The following is a 23,993-nucleotide window of genomic DNA, read 5'->3' on the forward strand; positions in this document are numbered from 1 at the left end:
AAGGGTCAGACCCGCTCCAGCCGCAGCCGCTCGCCCCGCAGTTGGCGGAGCCGCTCCCCCAGGACCGGTCCTGGCGGCAGGCCGGAGGCGATCAGATCGGCCGCCGCCATCGGGGAGGCCAGATGGCGCCAGCGGAACCACCAGCGCAGCAGGGGGCGCCGGGGGAGCGCTCCGCTCACCAGCGCCAGGGCGACGGCCTCGGGGGACCAACCCGGCTGCTCCAGAAAGGTGCTCCAGGCCAGGGCCGTGCTGGGCCTCGCCGCACAGACTTGCCAGGCCTGGCGCAGCAGGGCCAGCTGGGCCAGCAACCGTTGCTGCCCGTGGGGCAGCTGAAGCCGTGTCGCCACGGTCGTGGCCGCGTCACTGCCAGCCAGCAGCGCCGCCAGGAGCGGCAAGCCGCTGCGCCGGGCCCAGCGCAGGCGGCGACGCCAGCTGGTGTCGGCCTGCAGAGCCGGGTCCACCAGCACGAGGGCGCCCCAGGCCTGCAGGCAGGCCAGGGCCTCCTCCCAGGGCTCCCGCTCGAGCAGCAGCTCCAGTTCCATCCGTAGCCGGGTCCCCAGGGCGGGAGGCACCCGGCCAGCACCTCCTGGGCCGCTGCCCTGCCCCCAGGGCCAGCGGCCCAGGGTGGAGCGCAGCTGCTCCTGGCTGGCGGGAGCCAGGGTGAACCCCAGCCGGGCGGCGTAGCGGGCAGCCCGCACAATGCGGGTGGGATCGTCCTCCAGGCTCCGGTCATGCAGGAGGCGCAGCTGCCGGTGGGCCAGATCAGCGCCGCCGCCGTGGGGATCCAGCAGGCGCAGGCCCTGCCCTGGGCTGGCGAACACCAGGGCCATCGCATTGATGCTGAAGTCCCTGCGGGCGAGATCGTCCTCCAGGGAGCCATAGGAAACGATGGGGTTCTCCCCGGGGGCGGGATAGGTTTCGCTCCGGGCCGAGGCCAGATCCAGGCGGATCTCATCAAGCTCCAGTTCCACCGTGCCGAAGCTGCGGTGAAACTGGCAGTAGCCCACCGCCTCGGCGGGCGTTTCCCGAAGCAACGTCTCCGCCAGGCGATGGGCCGCCGGCCGCGGATCGGCCGGATCGGCCTGCGGAGCGAGCTCCACCACCAGGTCGAGGTCGGGCAAGCCCCGGAGGGGATCAAGGTGCACCCTGTGCAGCAGCAGGTCCCGCACGGCACCGCCCACGACCGCCAGCCCCGCACAGTCGCTTGAGCGGTGGAACGTGGCCAGCAGACGAGGAGGCAGGCAGAGATCCTGGAGATCGATCACGGAGACCGTCATCGCAGCAGGGCCATGGAGCGGTGTCCAGAAGGCGCACGGTACACTCGGCCGATCGACATCGCGCCTGATGACGATAGGGAAATCATGGTGTCGCTTCAGCCCTGATGCTCAATGAATGATGCCCACCACCTGAGCCGGAGCCTGCGGAATCAGGCCCACGCCGCAAGGGTCGCATGGAATGACTGACAGCTTCAAGAAGATCCTCAAGGCCCCCCTGGGCCTGTGGAAGAAGATCAAGATCAAGATCTTCATCCTTAGCGACTATCTTCAGGCCCAGATCGACTTTTGGATTGGTCCACACGGCCGCCGCAGTACGCCGGAAAAGCGTCTCCAGCCGATCCAGCTCCAAGCCGATCTGAAGCACCCTGGATCTACAAGCAGGGCTAGCGCATCCGGCGATACTCCTGAACGAATTGCCCTCTTCATTGCCTATGCCAAACGGCTGACCCACTCCAACCGATCCTACATCGAAGCGCTCAAGCAGGCAGGTTTTGAGGTTGTCTATATCAACAACGAGGTTACCAATCCAGAGACTGCCCTGGCCCTTGAAGGGATTTGCTGGCGTGTCTTTGATCGTCGCAACATCGGGCGGGATTTCGGTGGCTTCAGGGATGGGGTGCTGCTGCTTCATGGCGAAGGGCATCTGGAGCGCTGCCAACTGCTGTGCATCGCCAATGACTCCATGCAGTTCATTCCGGGCCGCAATGCTCAGGCGCTCGTTGCTGCGCTGAAGGACTTCGCCGCTGGCGAGAAGCAGGCTCTGTTCAGCCACATCAGTCATCAGATTCAGACCCACTACCAATCCTATTTCCAGGTTCTCAAGCCGGAGGTCTTCCGCTCCAGAACATTCTTGCAGTTCTGGAAGGACTATCTGCCACTTTCCCATCGGGGCCATTGCATTTACAATGGCGAGATTGCACTTTCCCAAAGGGTTTATAGGCGTTTCCAATCCGTCGACACACTTTACACAAGTGACAAGTTGCAGGAGGCTCTCGAGACCCATTTCGCCTCTCAAGGCGGGGTGCCTGCTGAAGAGGTGTTCCGGCTCATGCCCTCACCGGCGCGAACTTCCCAGCGACGCAAGATCGGTTATTCCCTGCAACAGCTGATGCAGCAGAGTGATCAGCACAAGACTCTCACAGGCGCTCAGCTCTACAGCGTTGCCGATCTGATCGAGAATGGAAATCCAAGCCATATTGCAGCCTTTCTCTACCCAATTTATCTTCACTGTCCATTCGTGAAGCATGATCTCTGCACCGCCGGCAGCTACACCATGGCCCAGGCGATCAGCCTGTTCCGAGAGGCTGCGAGGCAATCCCTTGGAGTCGAGGATGGCACACGGATTGAGAATCTTGTCGACGAGTTCAAGGATCTGATGTACATCCGAGGTGTGCCCCTGAGCTACGACAACCGTCTACGGGAAGCGGCCATCAAGGGGATCACCGGCGCGTTCGTTTACCCCTCTACCTATGAATGATTCCAGCAGGAGCCTGAGCGCCATGCCGTTCGCCTGATGGGGATCCAATCCGAGGACCACGTCCCCATCCACTTCATCACAGTGAACTACCACTGTGGCGATTACATTCGTGGCCTGATTGAGGCGGTCATCGCCAGCGAGGAGGACCTCGGTTCACTGAGGTTCGTCATCGTCAACAACTCCCCTTCCGATCAAAGTCTGCGCCAATGGAACGAGGCCGCTCCCATCCCAATGGCGGTCCAGCTGATCGAGGCGGGCGCCAACCTCGGCTTCGGCAGCGGCTGCAATCTGGGGCTCCGCCATGTTTGGCAGACCGACAGATCGGCCCTGGCCTGGCTGATCAATCCCGATGCCCGCCTGGACCCCGGTGCGATCGCCTACGTCAGGCAATGCCTGCGTGACGATGAGCAGATCGCCATGCTCGGCACCCGGATCCGGGACCCCCGGGGCGAGGTCTGGTTCAGCCACGGCAGCTTCAACCGCTGGACCGGGAGCCTGCGCCATCGCTTCCCCGCCGACGACTGCCGCCCCCTGCCGGTCCGCACCTGGCCCACCCGCTGGATGTCCGGCTGCAGCATGCTTTTCCGGCTGGGGATTTTCCGGGACTGCCCCCAGTTCGATCCGCAGTACTTTCTGGATTACGAGGACGCCGACATTTCCGAACGCCACCACCAGCAGGGTTATTGCCTGCGGGTCACCCAGGCCGTGCTGGTGGAGCATCAGGTGTCAGCGATCACCCAGCGGGCCCCTCGGGCCAAGTACCAGCACGCCACCTTCAGCAAGCTGTACTTCCTGCATCGCCACGCCACGCCCCTGGCCCTGCTGCTGAACCTGCTCTATTACGCCGTCCGCCCCCTCAGCTTCTGCCTCTCCGATCCGGAGCGGGCCCGGGGCCGCTGGTGGGGACTGGGGGATTACCTGCGCTGGTGCTGGCGGCGGCTCCTGCGCCGGCCGGAGCCGCCCCACCCCCGCACCTCCTTCACCGTTTCATCCTGAGGAAGCGGCCCGCCAGGGCCCGCAGGGTGAGCCAGCGCTGGGCCGGCGGACAGTGGCGCCAGAGGATGGCGGCCACCGCCGGCAGGTAGAGGTGGGACTTGGGGTGGAAGAAGGTGAACAGCAGACCCCGCAGGCTGCCCAGGGGCAGAAGCTTCTGCTCATCCCCGAAGTCGTTGAGGACCACGACCCCCGGGGTCACGCGGGCGTCGATGCCCTGGCGGACCGCCCGCATCACCCACTCGGAATCGGCGTGGTAGTGGGGCAGCCAGCGGGCGTCGTAGAGGCCGACACGGCGGAAGACCTCCTGACAGATCAGCACGCCGTTCCCCGGCATCGCCTCGGCCTCGAGCACCTCGGCGGCCGTCAGCGCCGGATCCAGCTGACTGGCCAGGTCGTCGTGGTGGGCCAGGCGCAGGAAACGGTCCGTGCCCCAGTCGGTGCGGGTGCCCAGGGCCCAGATCCGCCCAGGCTCGGCCAGAAGATCGATGCGGCTGCCCAGGATCCCGCAGTCGTGGCGCTGGGCCAGGGCCACCATCCGCTCCACATAATCCTCAGAAACCACCGCGTCGTCGTTGATGGTGAGCACGTAGTCGGTGCCGGCCGCCAGGGCGCGCCGGACGCCCCGGTTGGTGGCACCGGCCCAGAAATCCCGGTCGCCGGCAGCCACCACCGTCACCTGCGGATGCCGCTGGCAGATCGCTGCCACGGTGCCATCGCTGGACTGGGAATCCACCACCACGATCCTCAGGGCCGGATAGGTCTGGGCCGCCATGCGCTCCAGGAATCGCAGGGTGAGCTCGCGACGGTTGCGGGTGGGCACCACGGCGGTGACCAGCGGCAGGGTCATACCGGTTCGATCGGAGCCAGGCGCGGATCGAGGATCTTCGGCCCCATGCCCTCGAACTTCACGGCGATGGACGTCTTCTCTCCGCTGCCGAACAGATGGGTGACGTGGCCCTCGCCGAAGCTGCTGTGCCGCACCCGATCCCCGACGGCCCAGGCTCGGACCGCGCTGCGGCGCCGCACCGCATTGGCGGGATCGCCGGCCGCCCCTCCAGCCGCGACCCGCTGGCTGTCGTCCCGGTCGACCCGGGTGAGCCGCTCCAGCCGCTGCTCCCGGCGCAGGGCCGCGCCGCCGCTGCGGGGGATGTCGCCCTGCAGCAGGGCCTCGGGCAGCTCGGAGAGAAACACCGAGGGCACCGCCGGCTCCCGCATGCCGCCCCAGAGCCGCCGTTCGCTGGCGTGGGAAAGGAAGAGCCGTTCCTTGGCCCGGGTGATCCCCACATAACAAAGACGGCGCTCCTCCTCGAGGGCGGCGGGGTCCTCCAGGGAGCGGTAGCTGGGGAACAGGCCCTGCTCCAGCCCCACCAGGAAGACCACCGGGAACTCCAGCCCCTTGCTGGCGTGCAGGGTCATCAGGGTGACCCGGTCGGCCTCGGTGTCCTTGCTGTCGGCATCGCTGGCCAGGGCGGCGGAGGCCAGGAACCCTTCCAGCGAGCCCTCCTCGTTCTCCTCCTGGTACTGGAGGGCCGCATTCACCAGCTCCTGCAGGTTGCGGCGCCGCTCCTCCGATTCGTCGGTGGCTTCGGCCAGCAGCTCGGCCAGGTAGCCGCTCTGCTCCATCACCCGCTGCACCAGCTCGGAGGGGGGAGCATCCTGCAGGCGACGGCTCAGGTCGGAGATCAGCTCCTGGAACTGGAGGACGCCTCTGGCGGAACGGCCGGCGAGGGAGCGCACCGCCTCCGGATCGCTCACCACCTCCCACAGGGGCAGCCCCAGCTGGTTGGCCGCATCGGTGAGCCGCTCGATGGTGGTCTTGCCGATGCCCCGCCGGGGCACGTTCAGCACCCGCAGCAGGCTGACGGTGTCGGCCGGGTTGACCAGCAGGCGCAAATAAGCGAGCACATCCTTGATCTCGCGGCGGTCGTAGAAGCGCAGGCCCCCCACGACGATGTAGGGCAGGCCCCAGCGCACCAGCGATTCCTCCATGGCGCGGGACTGGGCGTTGGTGCGGTAGAGCACGGCCATGTCTCCCCAGCGCAGCTCCGGGTGGGCCGCCTCCAGCATCCGCATCCGATGCACCACCGCCTCGGCCTCGGCGATCTCGTCGTCGCAGCGGGTGAGGCTGATGGGCTCCCCCTCGCCGCGGGTGGGCCGCAGCACCTTGTCGATGCGCTCGCTGTTGTTGGCGATCAGGGCGTTCGCCGCCTCCAGGATCGTGGCGGTGGAGCGGTAGTTCTCCTCCAGCTTCACCATCGTGCCGGTGGCCCCGTCGAGGGAGCCGTCGCCGAACTCCTTCTGGAACCCCATCAGGATCGTGAAGTCGGCGGCCCGGAAGCTGTAGATGCTCTGGTCGGCGTCGCCCACCACGAACACGGAGCGGCCCTCCCAGTCGTCGAAGTGCTCGGGGGGATGGCCGTTGGCCACCAGCAGCTTGATCAGGTCGTACTGGGTGCGGTTGGTGTCCTGGTATTCGTCCACCAGCACGTGGCGGAAGCGGCGGTGCCAGTAGTGGCGGATCTGCTCGTTCTGCTGCAGCAGCTGCACGGGCATCAGCAGCAGGTCGTCAAAATCGAGGGCATTGTTGGCCGCCAGGGCACGGCGGTAACGGCGGTAGGCCTCGGCCTCATGCTTGCCCCGGGGGCCGGCATGCTCCTCCTCGAGGCGCTCGGGCAGCCAGCCCTGGTTCTTGGCGCTGCTGATCGCCCAGCGCACCTTCTTCGGCTCGAAGCGCTTGGGATCGAGCTGCATCTCCTGGGTGACAATCTCCTTGACCAGGCTCTGGGCGTCGCTCTCGTCGTAGATGGAGAACTGGCGCGTCCAGGTAAGCCCCTCGGGGTCGCGGTACTTGTCGATATCGAAGCGGAGCAGCCGGGCGAACAGGGCGTGGAAGGTGCCGATCCAGAGGTCCTTGATCACCTCCCGGTAGATGCGGCTGCGCAGCTGCTTCTGCTCGCGGGCCGGCAGGGTGCTCCAGGGCTGGCCGAACTGGCTCTGGGCGAGGCGCTGGGCCAGCAGGACCTCCAGCCGCTCCTTCATCTCTCGGGCGGCCTTGTTGGTGAAGGTGACGGCCAGCACCTGGGCCGGGTCCACCCCGTGGTGGCCGATCAGGTGGGCGATGCGGTGGGTGAGCGCCCGGGTCTTGCCGCTGCCGGCACCGGCGACCACCAGCAATGGACCGGTGTGGTGATCGACCGCCCGACGCTGGGCCTCGTTCAGACCGGCCAGAAAACTCACAGGCTCCGGCGCAGAGGTTTCATTTTTGACGTTAGCAGCCCCACCTGATCATCGTGCTGACCGGATCAGATGCAGGAGAAATCCATAGAACTAGCGACCTTAATTGACTCAAAGACACTTGATCATCAGCCCTCCATTGAAGGCCATAACCATCAGCCAAGCGGACTGGACAGTCGCCGCTCAAATGAAGCCAGGTCGTTGAACGTATCGGAGTGTTGCCGCAGTTGGTCGAAGGTGCCGGAAGCCTTGATGCGACCGGCTTCGAATTCAAAGATGCAATCAGAGCGCATCACCGTAGAGAGGCGATGGGCGATCACCACCAGGGTGCAGCGGCGGCCAATCACCTCAATGGCATCCATCACCTCGGATTCGGTGCGGTTATCAAGTGCGCTTGTGGCCTCATCCAGCACCAGGAACTTGGAATTACGGTAGAAGGCACGTGCCAGGGCCAGCCGTTGCCGCTGCCCGCCGGACAGCCGGATGCCGTTGTCGCCGATCGGCGTGAACAGGCCAAGCGGAAGCTCGGCGACGATATCGGCTAGCTGCGCGGCCTGGAGGGCCTCCCAGACCCGCATCTGATCGACCGCATCTACCTCCTCGGCAAAGGCGATGTTCTCGATGATGTTGCCATTCAAAAGATTGATGGCCTGGGGTACGTAGGCGCAGTTTGCCTGCCAAGCCGGAACATCGGCGTCGACGACTTCAATGCCATCCAGCTTGAGGGTGCCGGAGCTGGGCCGCAACAGGCAGAGAAGCTGGTTGGCCGTTGTTGTCTTGCCGCTGCCCGTAGCACCGACGAAAGCCACCCGGGAGCCAACGGGAATCGACATTGAGATGTCATGGAGGACATTCACATCGGAACCGGGATAGCGGTAACTGACGTTGCTGAGGCGGATCGCCCGTTTCGGCATCACCCCATCCGGGGAGGGCACCCCTTCGGAGCGGATGGTGAGCCGTCCCTCGGGCAATTCGATCAACTTGAGGGTCTCCTCGAGGTCGGGCAGGCCCGCCCGCAAGGAGGTGATGGCCCGGAAACTGTCCTGAAGGGGGGGGGTGAGCTTGAGGGAGGTGACAGCCACGGTGGCCAGGAACGGAATGATCTTCAGCAGCGCGCCCGGATCGGGATTGGCCAACAAGGGCAGCATGCCCGCCGCGAAGATCATTGTGATTCCCAGGGGTTCGATCAACGCCCGTGGTGTTTCCGGCAGGACATCCGCCTTCCAGATGAACGGAACCGTGTCAAGGCCCGCCTCCTGATAATGGCGCTCGAAGTAGGGCTCCGAGCCGGTGAGCTGCACATCGAGGATTGTGCGCATCGATTCGGAGAGAATCGTGTTGGTGCGGACCTCGAGTAGGATTCTTTGCCGTGCCGCAAAGCGCAGAAAAGGGGTGATGGCCGTGGAGATCAGAAGGTAACCAGCCAGAAGCCCCAGGATCAACACGACAGCCAGCAACTTTCCGACGATCAGCATGCCCGCGGAGAGCAGGGTGATCACAAACACACCACTGGCCAACTGCAGCAGCGGCAACACGACAATGTCCGCGACACGCGACACATTGATCAACACCTTCGCGGAAATGTCTAAATTCGACTCGCCCAGAAAATAGACGTAGGGCTGGGCAATCAACTTCCGCTGAGCCATGTCGGAAAGATCACGCCAGATCAACGCCTTCAGCCGCAGCTGGAAGGCCCGCAGCAGAAGTTTTGAAAGCGAAGAGAACCAGGCAGCGGCCACAAAGGCCACCACCAGCACCACAACCTTGACCCGGGGGTCTTCCGGAACCAAACCTTCCCAGGGGATGGAAGGACGATTCTCACCACCAACGACCACCGTGAACAGGCGGGCCACCAGGGCCACCACGACCAGATCAGCAATTCCGGCGAGAATTGCCAGGGGAATCAGCCGGATCAACGCGCGCTTACGGCGCGTCGGCAATTGGGCCAGAAGCCGCACCAAACTCTTGAAGGTTTGGCTTTTGCGAAACATCTGGTCGGACTTTTGCGGGAATCGTACCCGTGCAGCCAGAAGGGCCGCCCCCACTCCAGCCAGTCAGTTCAGTGATCGCCACATGGCCGAAAACCGCCGCCGCCACTGGTCGATCCGCACGGCCAGCAGGGGAGGCGAGCGCAGCGGTGACGCCCCCTCCAGCAGCAGGTGGGTCCAGTGGGCATCGATGGCCTCCAGGGCCGAATGCCAGCGCTCCTGAAGCACCGGCTCGCTGCTGGCTTCCAGCAGGCTGGCGAGCCGGGCCGGCGGCGGCAGCCAGGCCAGCGGGTCGGCCACCGCCGCCTGAATCCTCTCCAAATCATGCTCCAGGCTGCCGCAGCCGATCTGGTGGCCCACCACCCCAGGATCGAGGCTATCGGCCAGGGCGTGGTTGAGGCTGCTGAACACCACACAGCCGCAGGCCATCGCCTCCAGCGGCGGCAGGCCGAAACCCTCGCTCACCCCCCGGCCGCGCCAGTAGTCGGCGGAGTCGTACAGGACGACGGCCGCACTGTTGAACAGATCCACCAGATCGTCCACCCAGCCGCTCTGGACCTCCACCCGCAACCCGCGCCGGCGCAGGGCCGGCACCAGCTGTTCCAGAAGGTAGTCGCTGCTTTTGCGCTGCTGCACCAGAACGTCGATGGGGCGCCCGCAGCCCACGGGGGCCGCCCGGTTGCCCCGCTCCAGCCACTGGGGCTGGAGCGCGTTCGGCACCAGGAACAAGGGATTGCGGGGGGCCCGGTCGCCCCAGTAGCCAAGGGTGTTGCGGCTCACCGCCAGAAGCGGCACGCCGGGGGGCAGAGAGAACCCGTAGCCGCTGCTGTGGGCGTGGTACGCCAGGGGCCTGCCCCGCAGTCGCCGCAGCAGGCGGGGCACGTCGAACCCCCAGCTGACGATCCAGAGGGCGTCCCCGGGCGCCCTCTCCCGGGCCAGCAGATCATCCAGGAACGGGTGGTCGGGCTCCCGCTGCCGGTAGGTGACCACCTCGGTGGGGGTCAGCTGGGACGTCAGCCGTGCGGTCTGCAGTTCCACCAGCAGACCGCCGCCGCGAAAGCGACCGGTGGTGCCGGGGAGCAGGAAACGGATCGGACGCACGCGGATCGGGGTGGCGGCGGCCGCCGAAGGCCTGGGAAACCTAGGAGGCTGTTGCGCATAGATCACTGCCGACCCTCTCCACAGACGCCCATGAATCTGCCCAGATCCCTGTGACTGCAATCGATCTGGGCGAGAGAATGGGTCATGCAGAAGCGCAAGACCTTTCGCCCCTGGCAACCGGAGCAGACCACCCTGCTGCCGCCATCGCCGAGGGAGTGGCTTTCAGAAGACCACCAGGTGTATTTCCTGCTGGATCTGGTGGATGAGCTGGATCTCTCACAGGTCCTGATTCCCGCTTATGCCAAGGATCCTCGTGGGGAGAAGGGCTTTGACCCCAGGATGTAGGCGAAGCCTTCCGCGCAGCGGTTGACGATGCTGCTGCTCTACGCCTACTGCGTGGGCACCGTCTCTTCCCGCAAGATCGAGCGCGCCTGTTACGAGGATCTGGCGTTCCGGGTGCTGACCAGCAACCAGCAGCCGGACCACAGCCGCATCAGCGAGTTCCGCCGCCGCAACCTTGAGGCCCTTAGCGAGCTGTTTGTGCAGATTCTGCGGCTCTGCCAGAAGGCCGGGATGGTGAGCCTGGGCCTTGTAGCACTCGATGGCACCAAGGTGCAGGCCAATGCCTCCAAACACAAAGCGATGAGCCATGAGCGGATGCTCAAAGCCGAGGCCCAGCTGGAGAAGGAGATCAATGCCTTGATGCGTAAGGCCGAGATCCTGGATGCCCAGGAGGATCGCCGTTACGGCAAGAGCAACCGCGGCAGTGATCTGCCGGACGAACTGCGGCGGCGTCAGGACCGCCTGGCCAGGATCCGTCAGGCCCGCAAGGAAATGGAAGCGGAAACCATCGCTGCAGCAGCACGGCACCGGCGCGAGGAAGCAGAAGCGGCCCGGGCCAAAGCGGCTGCCGCCCGGGAATCAGATGCACCGGCAGCTGAGCAGGCCGATCTGAACAAGAAAGCAGAGGCAGCAGCGGCCAAGGCAAAAGCCGCGCAGGAGAAGGCCATCAAGGCTGCTGAGGATGCCGGTGTGGAACCGCCGGATCTGGAGCCCTTGGCACCTGAGGCGATGCCACGCCGTGGTCTGGCGAGAATGGCTGACGGCACACCGACCACCAAGACCCAGCGCAATTTCACCGACCCCGACAGCCATCTCATGAAGTCAGATGGTCACTACATCCAGGGCTACAACTGCCAGCTGGCGGTCGACAGCGATCACCAGGTGATCGTGGCGACTGGCGTGAGCAACCAGCCGCCGGATGTCGAGCACCTGGAGCCCATGCTGCAGCGGATCGCTGCCAGCGCCGGGACCTTGCCGACGGTGATGACGATGGATGCGGGCTACTGGAGCGAAGACAACGCCAAGGCCTGCGCTGATCAGGGCATTGATGCGTACATCGCCACCGGCCGCTTGCCGCATGGGCAGCCACCACCGCCAAAGCGCGGACCGCTGCCAAAGAACGCCGACGCCAAGACCCGCATGGCCCGCAAGCTGAGAAGCAAGAAGGGATCGAGGATCTATGCCAGGCGCAAAGCGATCGTAGAGCCCGTGAACGGGCAGATCAAGGAAGCCCGGGGCCTACGGCGTTTGTTGTTACGGGGGCTGGAGAAGGTGAACGGAGAGTGGCACCTGATTGCCGCCACCCACAACCTGTTGAAGTTGTTCAGGTTCAGGCGATCACAACAACAGGCGCTGGTGGCGGCATCGGGATGATGCGCAGCAGCAGCAGCCCTGGCCGGTGTGGCCGGGGCTGATTCAGGCCCATCGATGGGCATGCTCAGCAGAACACCAGAGCCTCAGCAGCGATGAAGTAGTTCAACGCGGCCAGGATTCGCCGTGCTCAGAGGCTCAATGCTCTATTGGCAACAAACTCCTAGGCGGGCACGGCCTCGGTGCTGCCGGCGCGGCTGCGGCGGGTGAGGAAGCCGAACAGCACCTTGCCGATCGCCGCCACCAGGTTGCCTTCCAGCTCCTGGAACATCTTCATGTTGCAGTGGAAGGCCTCGTTGGCCTCGGCCACGATCCGGTCGGCCATGGCCTGGTTGATGGGCAGGCTGTCGAGGGTGAGCCGGTAGGTGGCCTTGAAGGCCTTCTCGTCGTCGATGGCGTCGAATTCGTAGAAGCGCAGGCCATCGTGCTCACCCAGATTCATCGCCTTCTGGGCGATGTTCTTGAGGATCTGGCCACCGGAGAGATCACCGATGTAGCGGGTGTAGTGGTGGCCGACCAACAGCTCGGGGCACTCCCGCGCCACCCGGTGCAGGCGGGCCACATACTCCTGGGCGCCGGGGGTGGCGCGGATCTGCTGGCGCCAGTCGCCACCGAAATAAAAGGTCAGATCCTGCTCAAGAGACTCGCGGCGATTCAGGGCCGGTGAGGCGATCGGGCCGACAACCGGGTGGTCTGTCAGCTTGGCGAGCTCCTCTTCCATGGCGCTGTAGACGAACCACAGGTCGGCCACCAGGGTGCGGTAGCTGGCCTTGTCGACGACTCCCTTGAGGAAACAGCTCACAAAACCGGTGTTCTCGGCCATCGTGTGGGCTTTCTTCGTTCCCTCACGGAGTTGGGAAGCAAGGGCGACGGGCATGGGATCGAAAGGCTGCGCGGGCAGATGATCCAAAGTAGGTGGGGCCTTCCGGGGGAGGCTCCAAAGTTGCGAAGGATTACGCGGCCTGCGGACCGCGGGCCGCCACGTCGCCGAAGAGATCGAACAACTCACGGCAGGTCTGCTGAAGCGAAGACACCACCTCCACCGAGGGGAGATGGGATCCCGAAGGCTGCCAGTCCCCGACCGTGGCCAGGCGCCAGCGCTCCGATTCGTAGGTGAGCCCCCGGATCAGCACCCCCAGCAGCCGCGGCCGTTCGCCGGATCCGACCGGCGCCCGCTCTAAGCGCAGCTGCACCAGCAGTGAGCGGCACTGCAGGCGGGGGCTCCAGCCGGGGAAGTGGAAGGAGAGATCCAGGGTTTCCCGCTCATCGAAAGCCCGGGTGAGGGGATCGTCGCGCCAGGGGGTGAGGTTGGCCCGGGCGGCAGGGAAATGCAGGCGGAAATGGCCAACCACCGCGGCGATGGCGGCGGCCAGTTCCACCGATCGGGCCTGGTCGGCCGCATTCATGCCGTTTCCCCTGAGCAGAAAGCCAATGTGTCCGAAACCTAGGCTCAACAGCGCGTTCCGTGCCGACTCCATGGCCACATACGAGAAGCTCACCGTCCCAGTCAGCGGCACGGCGATCCGGTTCGAGGGCGGCCAGCCGATCGTTCCCAACGACCCGATCATTCCGTTCATCCGCGGCGATGGCACCGGCGTTGACATCTGGCCCGCCACCCAGCGGGTGCTGGACGCGGCCGTGGCCAAGGCCTACGGCGGCGAGCGGCGCATCGAGTGGTTCAAGGTGTACGCGGGAGATGAGGCCTGCGAGCTCTACGGCACGTACCAGTACCTCCCCCAGGACACCCTGACGGCCATCGAGGAGTTCGGCGTAGCGATCAAGGGTCCCCTCACCACCCCCATCGGCGGCGGCATCCGCTCCCTCAACGTGGCCCTGCGCCAGATCTTCGACCTGTACTGCTGCGTGCGGCCCTGCCGCTACTACGACGGCACCCCCAGCCCCCACAAGCGGCCCCAGGACCTGGATGTGGTCGTCTACAGAGAGAACACGGAAGACATCTACATGGGGATCGAATGGGAGGCCAGTGATCCGGTCTGCATCGAGCTGATCGCCCACCTCAACGACACGGTGATCCCCGCCAACGGCAAGCTGGGCAAGCGCCGCATCCCCGAGGGGGCCGGCATCGGCATCAAGCCGGTGAGCAAGGCCGGCACCCAGCGCCACGTGCGCAAGGCCATCCGGCACGCCCTGGGCCTGGAGGGCGCCAAGCGCCACGTGACCCTGGTGCACAAGGGCAACATCATGAAGTTCACCGAAGGGGCCTTCCGCGACTGGGGCTACGAGGTGGCCACCACGGAATTCCGTGACCAGTGCATCACCGAACGGGAGAGCTGGATCCTGGGCAACCTGGAGGAGCAGCCGGGCCTCAGCATCGAGGACAACGCCCGCCTGATCGAGCCGGGCTACGACAGCCTCACCCCCGAGAAGAAGGCGGCCGTCGACGCGGAGGTGTCGGCGGTGCTCGACGCCATCGGCAGCAGCCATGGCGGCGGAAAGTGGAAGCAGATGGTGATGGTCGACGACCGCATCGCCGACAGCATCTTCCAGCAGATCCAGACCCGGCCCCAGGAGTATTCGGTGCTCTGCACCCTCAACCTCAACGGCGACTACATCTCCGACGCGGCCGCCGCGGTGGTGGGGGGCCTGGGCATGGCGCCCGGGGCCAACATCGGTGACAACGCGGCGATCTTCGAGGCCACCCACGGCACCGCCCCCAAGCACGCCGGCCTCGACCGCATCAACCCGGGATCGGTGATCCTCTCCGGCGTGATGATGCTGGAGTACATGGGCTGGCAGGAGGCGGCCGACCTGATCACCCAGGGGATCAGCGCCGCGATCGCCAACAAGGAGGTCACCTACGACCTGGCCCGGCTGATGGAACCCCGCAGCGAAGCGGTGAGCTGCTCAGGCTTCGCAGAAGCCGTGGTGCGCCACTTCGGGGGGTGAATCTGGGGCCGTGGGGTCGGGGCGAGCGCCCACAATGGATCCCATGAGCCTTCCGTTCATCGCCGCCGATCCCTGCGTCCACTGCGGCTTCTGCCTGCCCACCTGCGCCAGCTACCGGGTGCTGGCCACCGAAATGGACTCGCCCCGGGGGCGGATCCATGCCCTCAAGGCGATCGACGCCGGGGAGCTGGTGCTGGATGCCACGGTGGCGAAGCATTTCGACAGCTGCCTGGGCTGCTTGGCCTGCGTCACCGCCTGCCCGGCGGGCGTTCGCTATGACGAACTGATCGAGACCATGCGGCCGCGACTGAACGCGCCCGAGCTGCGCAGCCCCGCGCAGCGGGCCTTCCGGCGGCTGATCTTCGCCCTGCTCCCCTACCCCAGGCGGCTGCGGGCCCTGCTGGCCCCCCTGCGGGCCTACGCCGGCACGCCCCTGCAGGCCCTGGCACGCCGCAGCGGCCTCACCCGCCTGTTCGGTCCCCAGGTCGCGGCGATGGAGAAGCTGCTGCCGCCGCTGCCTGAGACAGCCTTCCGCGACGACTGGCCCGTGCTGGTACCGGCCCAGGGGCCGCGCCGCCGCCGGGTCGGGCTGGTGCTTGGCTGCGTCCAGCGGGTGTTTGAGCCGGGGGTGAACGCCGCCGCCATCCGGGTGCTCGCCGCCAACGGCATCGAGGTGGTGATCCCCCCCGACCAGGGCTGCTGTGGTGCCATGACCCACCACCAGGGGGAACTGGACCAGACCCGGGAGCTGGCGTCGGCCCTGATGGCCAGCTTCGAGGCGGTGATCGGCCCGGGGCGGGCGGCGGGGCCCGAACCCCTTGATGCCGTGTTGGTGGCCGCCTCGGGCTGTGGCCACACCATGAAGTCCTACGGGGAGATCCTCAGCAGCCGCTATCCCCTGCTGGGCACGGTGGCCGACATCCAGGAGTTCCTCGATGAGGTCGGGCTCAGCGACAGCTTTCAGGCGGGATTGCAGCCGCTCCCCCACGATGACGGCACGGCCGCCAGTGCGGAGCGCCCCCTGGAGCTGGCTTACCACGATGCCTGCCACCAGCTGCACGGCCAGGGCCTGGCCGCCCAGCCCCGGCGCCTGCTGGGCCGGATCCCCCATGTGCGGATCCGCGAAGCCACCGAAGCCGGCGTCTGCTGCGGCAGTGCCGGCATCTACAACCTCGTGCAGCCCGAGGAGGCCGCCGAACTGGGCCGGATCAAGGCCGCCGACCTGAGCGGCACCGGCGCCGAGCTGGCCGTGAGCGCCAACATCGGCTGCACGCTCCAGATCCGCCAGGCCATGGAGGCGCAGCAGCGGCCGCTGCCGGTGCTCCATCCGATCGAGCTGCTGGATCGCAGCTGGCAAGGTGGGCTGCAGACCGGAACCAGCCTGGGCGGGGATGAACCGCGAGACGTCCCTCCAGGCCGTGAGGCTGAATCCGCCTGACCATCAGGTGCCGCGGGCGTCAACGCTGCTGGCCTACACGATGGCGACCACACGGTTACGGCCTTCCTGCTTGGCCGTATACATCGCCTGATCAGCCCGTGCCACCAACGCAGCCGTCGACTCGTCCGGCTTGAGGAGGGTCACGCCGATCGAGAGGGTGGGCGTCACCACGCCCGTGGTCAGGCTCACCGGCACAGCCACCGTCCGGTGAATCTTCGCGGCGACCACCTTGGCTTCCGCCAGGGAGCGGACCCCCTGAATCACCACCAGCAGCTCATCGCCACCGAGCCGGCCCACCAGATCGCCGCTGCGGGTGGTGTCACGCAGCCGCCGCGCGAGAGCCTCCAGGACGGCGTTGCCGCCGGTGTGGCCAGGGTGGTCATTGATCTCCTTGAAGTGGTCGACATCGCAGAACAGCACGGCCAGATGGCCATCGGCCATGCGGCGGCGCCGGCTGAGCGACTGAAGCTGCTCGAGGATTTCCTGCCGGTTGAAGAGACCGGTGAGGGAGTCAAAGCGGGCCCGATGATCGAGTTCGGCCTCCGCGGCCACCTCCTCATCCACCACCTGCAGAGCCCCCGCCAGCCCCATCGCTCCTCCATCGGCATTGGGGTAGGGGCCCGCATGGATCTCCAACCAGCGCCAGCAAAGGTTGGAGTCCTGGACGCGCAGGCGCACGCTGGCACTGCGATCCTGCTCCACCTGCTGCAGCAGGGTGAGCCATTGCTCCGTGTCGTCGGGGTGACAGAGATCCTGCAGCCGCTGGCCTTGCCACTCCTCTGGCCCCCAGCCGAGAAGACGCCTCAGTCCCGGGGCAATCCAGACGATCGAGCCGGCCTCGCAGAGAAACACCACATCACTGACGTTCTCAGCCAGCAGGCGGAAGCGTTGTTCGGACGCCGCCAGCTGCTGGCTGGCATGGTGCCGTTCGCTGACATCGCGGAAGCTCAGGGCCAACCCGTCACGCACCCACACCGCCCGCAGGTCGACATGCAGGGGCTCGCACGCACCGGCCAGCTGCAGCGGCCGGTCATCGGCAATCAGGGGCTGGCCTTCCCTCGCCACCTCCGCCAGCTCCGCCAGCAACAGGCGGTTGTCGCTGGGCGGCAGCAGTTCCGCCAGGGGCCTGCCGATCAGCTGGTAGCTCGAATGGCCCAGCCAGCTGGCCGCCGCGGGGTTGACCTCGGAGATCCGCAATTGATCCGTGAGGGTAAGGAACAGCTGCGGGTCGACCAGGGCATTGAGGGTGGCCGCCAGAAGACCCCGCTGCTGGTCGATTTCCAGCTCACGCTGCACCTGGTCGGTGATGTCGTAGTTCACGCCGATCATCCGCAGGGCCTGGCCATCGGCCGCATAGGTGGTGCGGCTGCGAGCCTGCAGGTGATGGATTGAGCCATCGGGCCACACCACCCGGAAGCGCGGTTGATAGGGCCGCCAGCCCTGCACGGCCGCCTGGATCTCCGATTCGGCGTAGTGGCGGTCGTCGGGATGGACGGCCTTGGCCCAGGCGGCATAGGCACCGGCGAATTGGTCGCCGCTGAGGCCGTAGAGCTTGTACATCACGGGGTCCCAGGTGAGCGCATCGCGCTCGATATCCCAGTCCCAGACCCCCACGATGCCCGCCTCCGCCGCCGCCTCGAGGTAGGCCGACTGCTCCACCAGCTCGGAGACATCGGCGATCTGGAGGATCATCGTGTCGGCAGTGCTGGTGGGGCCGCTTCCCTGGGTGCAGGTCAGAACCAGATCACCCCAGACACTGGTTCCGTCAGGCCGGCTGAAGCGGAAGCGTCGCCGCTCGCCATCACGATGATGCAGGGGATCCACCAGCCGCTCGGCGGCATCGCGATCGCTGTGGTGGACGAACTCAACCCAGCTGCGACCCAGCAGGGCGCTCTCGCTGCGACCCAGCAGTTGGCTGAGAGCCCCGTTGACGCTGTGGAAATTGCCGGTGGCAGGCTCACAGAGCCCCGTGCCGATGCCGGCACTGCGCAACACCGCCTGGAGCTGGTCGGCCAGCTGATGCTCCTCTTGGCGCAACGCATTCAGCCGTTGCTGGGAGAGGGCGATGGTCAGGCTGAAGGCCGCCGCAAGCAGGTAGGGGGCGGCCAGCAGCACCACACCGACGGGGGACGCGAGCAAGGAGCCGGCGGAATCGGCACCGGGTGGCGCCTGGAGCACCAACGCAAGTCCTAGCTGTTGGCGACGGGTGTCGAAGATGAACAGACCCTGGCTGTCCCACACAACACCACGGGACTGTCCCTGCATCTGACGCCACACCCCCGGGAAGCGCTGGGCGAAATCGGGTGTCGCTGCGGCGCCACCAGGGTTCAGAACCTGGCCTCTGTCGTTGAGCAGATAGCCGCGCTGTTGGACCGGCGAGCCACTGGTCTCGACGTCAAAGTTCTTCACCACCCGCTCAAGGCTGGTGACGTACACCACCACCCCGCGCCTCTGGTCGCCACTGAACAGAGGACGCACCGCCAGCAGGACAGGGTCGGCGGCAGTCTTGCCGGTGCTGGTGATCTGCCGGGGCCAGTACACCGGAGAGAGCCAGAACCCCTCCCGATCGAGCATCAGGCCGCGGTTCACGGCGACCCGCAACGTGGCCGGATCGGCCGGGGCACCGCGGCGCCAGATCGACAACTGCGGCTGGCCCGCAGGATTGAACACGAGAATCGCCCCATAGCGCCCGTACACCTGCAGCTGGGCACTAAAGAGATCCTGAAGGTGCCGGCGACGCTCGCTGTTGCGGCCGATCTCGGCACTGAGCAGGGCTGACATGGCCGTGTCGGCCTGGACCTCCTCAAGGATCTGCTCAACCTGCAGGCTGGCTCCCTCCTGAGCGGCGGTCAGGCGCGCCAGAAGGGTCTCGCGCCGCGAATGCCCATAGAGGAGCACCATCGGCAGAAGCACCACGGTGATGGCTCCACCCGTCAGCAGGAAGAGGCGCAGGGCCTGGCCCAGAGTCCCGCACTGGAGGCCTCGCCGTGGCCACCGAAGCCACGCCATCAGGCCTGAAGCTGGCGGCGAAGGAGGCAGGGACCGAAGACCATGGTGCCGCTGGTCGGCAGCAGCTGCGACCACTGGGGCTGGCCGGCGTTCACGTCAGGGCGTCGGGCTGGAAGGGTGATCCAGGGCTGTGGATCCGATCGCACAGTCATGGAGGCTCCTGCCCTGAGCACGGATAGATGGAGAGCGCCAGAGGCGAAGCGCTTCAAGAACTCGTCATCATCATGGCTGAACGGTTTCGGGTTCCAGCCCTGATCAGGAGACCGTTGCGGAGACCCGTGCTGGATCGCCGGGGCCAGCGTCCATCCAGCGCCAGGCCTGCCTCAGGGTGACGGCGTCGCCGAGGTTCCCGGGGAAGGTAAGGATCGGCAGGCGCGGCACCGGGGCTGCATCGGGCGTGAGGACCAGGGAAAGCCCTGGCAGCAGCTGACCCTGCAGCTCCACCACGGCCAGCCCGAGACCCTGGCGCAACAACGCGTCGGTGGTGATGCCGCCCTTGCTGATCACATACCCCAGCCGGGACGCCTCGGCAGCCGCCAGGCGGGCCATCAGCGCCGCCAGGGCCTCGCCGAGACGTCGTCGTTCGTTCGCACCGGCACAGACCAACTCGCCACGGCTGGTGGTCAGCACCGGGGTGCGGCCGGCATCCAGCACAGCAGCCAGCTGGTCCTGCCATTGCCGCTCCAGCGAGGCCAGCAGCAGCCTCGGCTCAGGGCCCTCCAGCACCCGCGCCAGGCGGCGCACCGGCAGCTCCACCACGGTGCAGGCCGTCTCCCGCAGAAGCTCCTCCAGTTGCGCATCGGCCAGCGGCACATGGGAGCCCACCAGCACCATCCCCGGCAGCGCACCCGTCCGATCGCGTCGCCGCAGGCCGGCCAGCCCGGCCGCATCCAGCGGCTGGGGCGGCAGCGGCACCAAGCCGTTCAACAGGCTGGCGGCGCTCTGGAACAGGAACCGCCTTGGCCGGCCCCATGGCGCCGCCGATGCCGGCCCCATGAGCTCCCGGATGGCAGCACCCAGGGCCGCCAGCTGCCGAGGGTGCTCCGCATCCACCACCAACAAACGGTTGCCCTGGAGCGCCGCCAGACGGTCGCAAAGGGCCAGGAAGCCGTCCGAGTTGCCGCCATCGGCCCTCTCCGCCCCGGCCTCCAGTTCTTGCCAGCCGATGCGCTCCACCGTGGCGGCGGGGATGCGGCCGCCGCTCTTCTCCTCCACCCAGTCGGGCAGGAAGCTGCAGGTGTAGCCGAACAGGCCATCGGAGGCGAACGGGCTCTCGTGCACCGGCCGGCCCTGGAGAAGGTGCACCCCATCCACCGTCGTGCGCCCCCCCTCCAGAAAGGCCGGCACCAGCAGGGTGGCATCGAAGGGGCCGAGCTCCGCGTTGATCACGTCCACCTCCAGGGGGAAGTGGCCCCGCAGGGTGGAATCGCCCCGGCTCACCACCAGCCAGCCGCCGATGCGGCCGCAGGCCACCGCCTGCTCCAGGGCGGGCCGGAGGGTGCGGCAGATCTCCCGCACCCGCTCCGCCGCCGCCGCCGGCGCCAGGGCGCGGGTGTTGGCCAGCAGGAACAGCAGCGGCGACGGGTGGGCCAGGCCGGCGGCCAGGGACTCGGCGTCCCAGCGCAGCAGCAACGGACAGCCGTGCACGGTCTGGGAGCCGGTGGGGTCGTCGTCGATGACGACGATCTTGAGCCCGGGCCCGGGGTCGAGCGTTGCCTGCGCCATGGCACCATCGTGCCGTGATGCGACCGGAGCCCAACGAGCTGCAGGAGCTGGTGCGGGACCTGCACGGGCAGGGTTCGGCCTGGCTGCCCGCGGGCCTGGGCAGCCGGCTCGACTGGGGACCGCCCGTCGCGGGGCCCTGCACGGTGGTCAGCTGCGCCGCCCTGCGGGGCGTGCGGGAGTTCAACCCCGGCGACTTCACCATCACCGTGGCCGCCGGCACACCACTGGTGGAGGTGCAGGAGGCCCTTGGACACCATGGCCAGTGGTTGTCCGTGGATGCCCCCTGGGGGGACAGGCAGAGCGCCGCCGCCGGCAGCATCGGCGGCCTGGTGGCCCGGGGCCTGGCGGGCGGCTACCGCCAGCGCTACCTGGGGGTGCGGGACCAGTTGATCGGCCTGGAGCTGATGCGCGCCGATGGGGTGACGGCCAGGGCCGGCGGCAAGGTGGTCAAGAACGTGGCCGGCTACGACCTGATGCGGCTGTTCACCGGCAGCTGGGGTTCCCTGGGCCTGATCACCGAGCTGACCCTGCGCACCCTGCCCCGGCCGCCCCTGCGCCGCAGTGTCTGCTTCCAGGGGGGGGCGGACGATCTGGCCGGCCTCAGCCGCTGGCTGCTGGGCTCCAGCCTCAGCCCGGAGCGGATCGACTGGTGGAACGGCAGCCTCGCCGCCGCCGCCGGCCTGGCGCCGGAGCCCCTGCTGCTGATCGGCCTGGCCAGCGTCGATGCCGCCACCCTCCAGGAGCAGGTGCGCTGCCTGCAGGAGCGCAGCACCCTGCCGGCCCGGGTGCTGGATGCCGCCACCACCGGCGCCTGGCTGGCCCACGCGCGGGGTGCCACCGCCGCAGCGCCCACCTGGCTGCTGCGCCTCGGCGTCAGCCCCGACCGGCTCGAGACCCTGATGCAGGCTCCGGACCTGGCTGGGCTGGCCGTGGACATGGCCGCCGGCAGCGGCCTCGGCCTGGCCTGGACAGGCACGGAGGGGCCGCAGGCCGCTGTGACCTCCGCTCAGGTGTTGAAACTGCGCCGCCTCTGCACCCAGCTGGGGGGCCATCTCACCGTGCTGCGCCAGCCCCCGGAGGCCGGCCTGCCGGCCTGGTTGGATGCCCCCTCCCGGCCGCTGATCGAGGCGATCAAGCGCCGCTTCGATCCGGCCGGCCAGCTGGCACCGGGCCGGCTCCCCGGCGTCGCTCAGAGGCTCTCGACGCTGTAACGGCAGCCCAGCTCCAGGGATTCCCCGGCGGGCACCAGCAGGCGCCGCTCCCCCGTGCTCAGGGCTCCCCGCGGGCCGCTCCAGGGCTCCAGGCAGAGCATCGGCCGGGGCGGATCGCTCCACACCACCACCAGATCCATCGGAGCGGCGGGATGCAGCGTCACCGCCCGGCCGCCCGCCGGATCCAGCAGCCGCACCGGGCCCTGGCCGCTACAGAGGAAGTCCACGCCCCGCTCCAGCCGGGACAGCTGATCAGCCGTGAGGGCCGGAGCCATCGTGAGGTGGTCGAAGCAGGCCGCCGGCAGGCCTTCGAGCCGGACGCCGGACAGGTCAGCGACGGCGATGTAAGGGTGCAGGCCCAGGCTGAAGGGGAGGGCCGCTGTCCCGGCCTCGCCCCGGTTGGTGATCCGGGCCGTGATCGCCAGGGTCGAAGGTTGCAGCCGCAGCTCCAGCTCCAGGGCGAAGGCGAAGGGGAAATGGGGGCGGCTCCCGGGACCGTCCTCGAGGCGCAGGGCCACGCCGCTGCCGTCGGCCAGCGGGGCGATGGACCAGGGCAGATCCCGGGCGAATCCGTGCTGGGCCAGGGGGAAGCGCCCCTGGCTCAGCACGAGCGCGTCGCCGGGCAGGTTGCCGCAGATGGGGAAGAGCACGGGGATCCCGCCCCGCACCGATTTGGCCGGGTCGGCGAAGCGCTCCGCGTCGAAATAGAGGATGTCGCTGCCGCCGCAGCACCAGCCGGTGACCAGCCCGCCGCGCTCGGGGGCGACCGTGAGCGCATCGCCGCTGGACGGATCGGTGAAGCGCCAGTGGGGGGAGTCCCCGGTGGGGGGTTGCAGGGTCATGGGGTGGTGGAGGCGGGCAGGGGTGGTGGTGATGGTCGGGGCGCACTGGACAGACCCACCTGCTCGAGAAAGCGCTGGAAGGGCTCCGAGAGCGAGAGACTCCCCGACAGGCTCAGGTGGTGGTCATCGGAAAACAGCAGGGTTCCGTCAGGCCGCATGGGGGTGACCCGACCCTCGGCGTCAAGAAAATGGGAAGTGGGATCAAACAGATGCACATTGGGCAGTCCGTCTGCGGCCTCCATCAGGGTCTCCCGGATGGTCTGTTGCATGCGAGAGGTGATTGGCACATCCGGTGCACATTGCTGCCACTGACCTGGCTTCGGCCGGCATTCCATCGGCTTGAGCAACAACATGGGTGTATCCACCGTGAGCACCAAATGAAGCTTCCTGGCAGCAAGTTGTTTGGCATAGCGGCGCAGGTTGGCGACATGGATCGCCCTAGCCTCGGGTGGGCTGATCCGCCGTCCATCCATCTCCACCACCATGGGGGAAGGCTTACCGGCGGAGGAGAGTCCTGAAAGATAGGAATTCAGCCAGCTTGAGATCATCACGATATCGCCGGGCTTCAAACGCTCAAGCGCCCGATCCATCTCACCTCTGGCGAGATCCTGACAAACGGGGAACTTCACATTTCCCAACGTCGCCACCATGGACGTGTCAAGGAAGCAGGCCATCTGAAAGGCAAGCGTCAGCCGCTTTCCCGTGCGGCTGGTTACCGCGTCGAGCATCGGCACCAAATGCAAGGCATGGGAGTCGCCCAGCAGAAAGATCTCTCGCGCCCCAGGCTTGCCAGGTTTCTGGCAGAGGTCATAGTTCGGTCGCGTCGTCAGGCCGTAGGGCTTGCCAATCGGGACAGTGCAGTTCTTCTCTTTGATGCCGCTGTTCAAGATGTAGGGGTCATAGGTATGAATGCGCTCCCGAAATGGCACAGGATCAGGATCGGGACCGATGAACAACTTGCCCCGAAACTGGTGGTGCAGCGCTTCAATCCCCAGCCACAGACCCACCACCGCCAGCAGGGCCAGCACCATCTCCCACCACCACGTCAGCGGATGGCGCCGCACCGGCTGCTCCA

The 23,993-nt window shown here is 67.0% G+C and carries 19 protein-coding genes; 7 read left to right on the forward strand and 12 right to left on the reverse strand.

Features of this window, described 5'->3' with window-relative positions; translation table 11 throughout:
• Positions 1-5: 5 nt before the first annotated feature.
• Complete coding sequence (locus KBZ12_RS15950; RefSeq protein WP_254958985.1) at positions 6-1,277, reverse strand: CCA tRNA nucleotidyltransferase; 1,272 nt, start codon at positions 1,275-1,277, stop codon at positions 6-8.
• Positions 1,278-1,455: 178 nt separating this feature from the next.
• On the opposite strand from KBZ12_RS15950, the gene KBZ12_RS15955 reads away from it, so the two are divergent.
• Positions 1,456-2,754, forward strand: a complete 1,299-nt coding sequence (locus KBZ12_RS15955) for a rhamnan synthesis F family protein (RefSeq protein WP_254958986.1) — start codon at positions 1,456-1,458, stop codon at positions 2,752-2,754.
• 36 nt (positions 2,755-2,790) lie between these two features.
• On the forward strand, positions 2,791-3,750 hold the full coding sequence (locus KBZ12_RS15960) for a glycosyltransferase (protein ID WP_254958987.1): 960 nt from the start codon (positions 2,791-2,793) through the stop codon (positions 3,748-3,750).
• Here KBZ12_RS15960 and KBZ12_RS15965 read toward each other — a convergent pair.
• The 4 genes from KBZ12_RS15965 to KBZ12_RS15980 form a co-directional block, all read right to left on the reverse strand.
• Positions 3,734-4,597, reverse strand: a complete 864-nt coding sequence (locus tag KBZ12_RS15965; protein ID WP_254958988.1) for a glycosyltransferase family 2 protein — start codon at positions 4,595-4,597, stop codon at positions 3,734-3,736. The genes KBZ12_RS15960 and KBZ12_RS15965 overlap by 17 nt on opposite strands.
• A complete protein-coding gene (locus KBZ12_RS15970) occupies positions 4,594-6,987 on the reverse strand; it encodes a UvrD-helicase domain-containing protein (RefSeq protein WP_254958989.1) in 2,394 nt (797 codons plus the stop codon). The genes KBZ12_RS15965 and KBZ12_RS15970 overlap by 4 nt, the downstream gene beginning before the upstream one ends.
• 152 nt (positions 6,988-7,139) lie before the next feature.
• A complete protein-coding gene (locus tag KBZ12_RS15975) occupies positions 7,140-9,029 on the reverse strand; it encodes an ABC transporter ATP-binding protein (protein ID WP_315859330.1) in 1,890 nt (629 codons plus the stop codon).
• Positions 9,030-9,038: 9 nt separating this feature from the next.
• Positions 9,039-10,073: a glycosyltransferase gene (locus KBZ12_RS15980; protein WP_254958990.1), complete on the reverse strand. Its 1,035-nt coding sequence runs from the start codon at positions 10,071-10,073 to the stop codon at positions 9,039-9,041.
• 144 nt (positions 10,074-10,217) lie between these two features.
• Between KBZ12_RS15980 and KBZ12_RS15985 the strand changes: the two genes are divergently transcribed.
• Together KBZ12_RS15985 and KBZ12_RS15990 are read left to right on the forward strand one after the other, a co-directional pair.
• Entirely contained in the window at positions 10,218-10,418 is a 201-nt protein-coding gene (locus KBZ12_RS15985) for a hypothetical protein (RefSeq protein ID WP_254958991.1), read from the forward strand.
• 27 nt (positions 10,419-10,445) lie between these two features.
• Positions 10,446-11,789 (forward strand): transposase, encoded by a 1,344-nt coding sequence (locus tag KBZ12_RS15990; RefSeq protein ID WP_254959003.1) that lies wholly within the window; start codon positions 10,446-10,448, stop codon positions 11,787-11,789.
• A gap of 160 nt (positions 11,790-11,949) precedes the next feature.
• Here the strand turns inward: KBZ12_RS15990 and KBZ12_RS15995 are convergent, their stop codons facing one another.
• A complete protein-coding gene (locus tag KBZ12_RS15995; RefSeq protein ID WP_254958992.1) occupies positions 11,950-12,663 on the reverse strand; it encodes a heme oxygenase (biliverdin-producing) in 714 nt (237 codons plus the stop codon).
• 76 nt (positions 12,664-12,739) lie between these two features.
• Positions 12,740-13,192: a hypothetical protein gene (locus KBZ12_RS16000; protein ID WP_254958993.1), complete on the reverse strand. Its 453-nt coding sequence runs from the start codon at positions 13,190-13,192 to the stop codon at positions 12,740-12,742.
• 70 nt (positions 13,193-13,262) lie between these two features.
• Here KBZ12_RS16000 and KBZ12_RS16005 point away from each other — a divergent pair, with 70 nt between their 5' ends.
• On the forward strand, positions 13,263-14,693 hold the full coding sequence (locus KBZ12_RS16005) for an NADP-dependent isocitrate dehydrogenase (protein WP_254958994.1): 1,431 nt from the start codon (positions 13,263-13,265) through the stop codon (positions 14,691-14,693).
• 34 nt (positions 14,694-14,727) lie between these two features.
• A complete protein-coding gene (locus KBZ12_RS16010; protein WP_254958995.1) occupies positions 14,728-16,131 on the forward strand; it encodes a (Fe-S)-binding protein in 1,404 nt (467 codons plus the stop codon).
• A gap of 33 nt (positions 16,132-16,164) precedes the next feature.
• On the opposite strand, the gene KBZ12_RS16015 is transcribed toward KBZ12_RS16010, so the two are convergent.
• From KBZ12_RS16015 to KBZ12_RS16025, 3 genes are all read right to left on the reverse strand, one after another.
• Positions 16,165-19,140 (reverse strand): diguanylate cyclase domain-containing protein, encoded by a 2,976-nt coding sequence (locus KBZ12_RS16015; RefSeq protein WP_254958996.1) that lies wholly within the window; start codon positions 19,138-19,140, stop codon positions 16,165-16,167.
• Positions 19,140-19,292 carry a hypothetical protein gene (locus tag KBZ12_RS16020; RefSeq protein WP_254958997.1) on the reverse strand — a complete coding sequence of 51 codons (153 nt, stop codon included), beginning with the start codon at positions 19,290-19,292 and terminating at the stop codon, positions 19,140-19,142. The genes KBZ12_RS16015 and KBZ12_RS16020 overlap by 1 nt, the downstream gene beginning before the upstream one ends.
• Positions 19,293-19,395: 103 nt before the next feature.
• Positions 19,396-20,865 carry a four-carbon acid sugar kinase family protein gene (locus tag KBZ12_RS16025; protein WP_254958998.1) on the reverse strand — a complete coding sequence of 490 codons (1,470 nt, stop codon included), beginning with the start codon at positions 20,863-20,865 and terminating at the stop codon, positions 19,396-19,398.
• A 17-nt stretch (positions 20,866-20,882) separates the two neighbouring features.
• Here KBZ12_RS16025 and KBZ12_RS16030 point away from each other — a divergent pair, with 17 nt between their 5' ends.
• Positions 20,883-22,076, forward strand: a complete 1,194-nt coding sequence (locus KBZ12_RS16030; RefSeq protein WP_254958999.1) for an FAD-binding oxidoreductase — start codon at positions 20,883-20,885, stop codon at positions 22,074-22,076.
• Here the strand turns inward: KBZ12_RS16030 and KBZ12_RS16035 are convergent.
• A complete protein-coding gene (locus KBZ12_RS16035; protein ID WP_254959001.1) occupies positions 22,055-22,918 on the reverse strand; it encodes a galactose mutarotase in 864 nt (287 codons plus the stop codon). The genes KBZ12_RS16030 and KBZ12_RS16035 overlap by 22 nt on opposite strands.
• On the reverse strand, positions 22,915-23,993 hold a 1,079-nt coding region (locus KBZ12_RS16040), incomplete at its 5' end, for an SGNH hydrolase domain-containing protein (RefSeq protein WP_261360106.1). The genes KBZ12_RS16035 and KBZ12_RS16040, both read right to left, overlap by 4 nt.

This window comes from Cyanobium sp. Cruz CV13-4-11, assembly GCF_024346055.1.
In the GTDB taxonomy this organism is placed as follows: Bacteria; Cyanobacteriota; Cyanobacteriia; order PCC-6307; family Cyanobiaceae; genus Cyanobium.

Coding starts and splice junctions, on each gene's coding strand:
- KBZ12_RS15950 (WP_254958985.1), bottom strand. CDS start 1,277: ATGACGGTCTCCGTGATCGATCTCCAGGATCTCTGCCTGCCTCCTCGT.
- KBZ12_RS15955 (WP_254958986.1), top strand. CDS start 1,456: ATGACTGACAGCTTCAAGAAGATCCTCAAGGCCCCCCTGGGCCTGTGG.
- KBZ12_RS15960 (WP_254958987.1), top strand. CDS start 2,791: ATGGGGATCCAATCCGAGGACCACGTCCCCATCCACTTCATCACAGTG.
- KBZ12_RS15965 (WP_254958988.1), bottom strand. CDS start 4,597: ATGACCCTGCCGCTGGTCACCGCCGTGGTGCCCACCCGCAACCGTCGC.
- KBZ12_RS15985 (WP_254958991.1), top strand. CDS start 10,218: ATGCAGAAGCGCAAGACCTTTCGCCCCTGGCAACCGGAGCAGACCACC.
- KBZ12_RS15990 (WP_254959003.1), top strand. CDS start 10,446: ATGCTGCTGCTCTACGCCTACTGCGTGGGCACCGTCTCTTCCCGCAAG.
- KBZ12_RS15995 (WP_254958992.1), bottom strand. CDS start 12,663: ATGCCCGTCGCCCTTGCTTCCCAACTCCGTGAGGGAACGAAGAAAGCC.
- KBZ12_RS16000 (WP_254958993.1), bottom strand. CDS start 13,192: ATGAATGCGGCCGACCAGGCCCGATCGGTGGAACTGGCCGCCGCCATC.
- KBZ12_RS16005 (WP_254958994.1), top strand. CDS start 13,263: ATGGCCACATACGAGAAGCTCACCGTCCCAGTCAGCGGCACGGCGATC.
- KBZ12_RS16010 (WP_254958995.1), top strand. CDS start 14,728: ATGGATCCCATGAGCCTTCCGTTCATCGCCGCCGATCCCTGCGTCCAC.
- KBZ12_RS16015 (WP_254958996.1), bottom strand. CDS start 19,140: ATGGCGTGGCTTCGGTGGCCACGGCGAGGCCTCCAGTGCGGGACTCTG.
- KBZ12_RS16020 (WP_254958997.1), bottom strand. CDS start 19,292: ATGACTGTGCGATCGGATCCACAGCCCTGGATCACCCTTCCAGCCCGA.
- KBZ12_RS16025 (WP_254958998.1), bottom strand. CDS start 20,865: ATGGCGCAGGCAACGCTCGACCCCGGGCCCGGGCTCAAGATCGTCGTC.
- KBZ12_RS16030 (WP_254958999.1), top strand. CDS start 20,883: ATGCGACCGGAGCCCAACGAGCTGCAGGAGCTGGTGCGGGACCTGCAC.
- KBZ12_RS16035 (WP_254959001.1), bottom strand. CDS start 22,918: ATGACCCTGCAACCCCCCACCGGGGACTCCCCCCACTGGCGCTTCACC.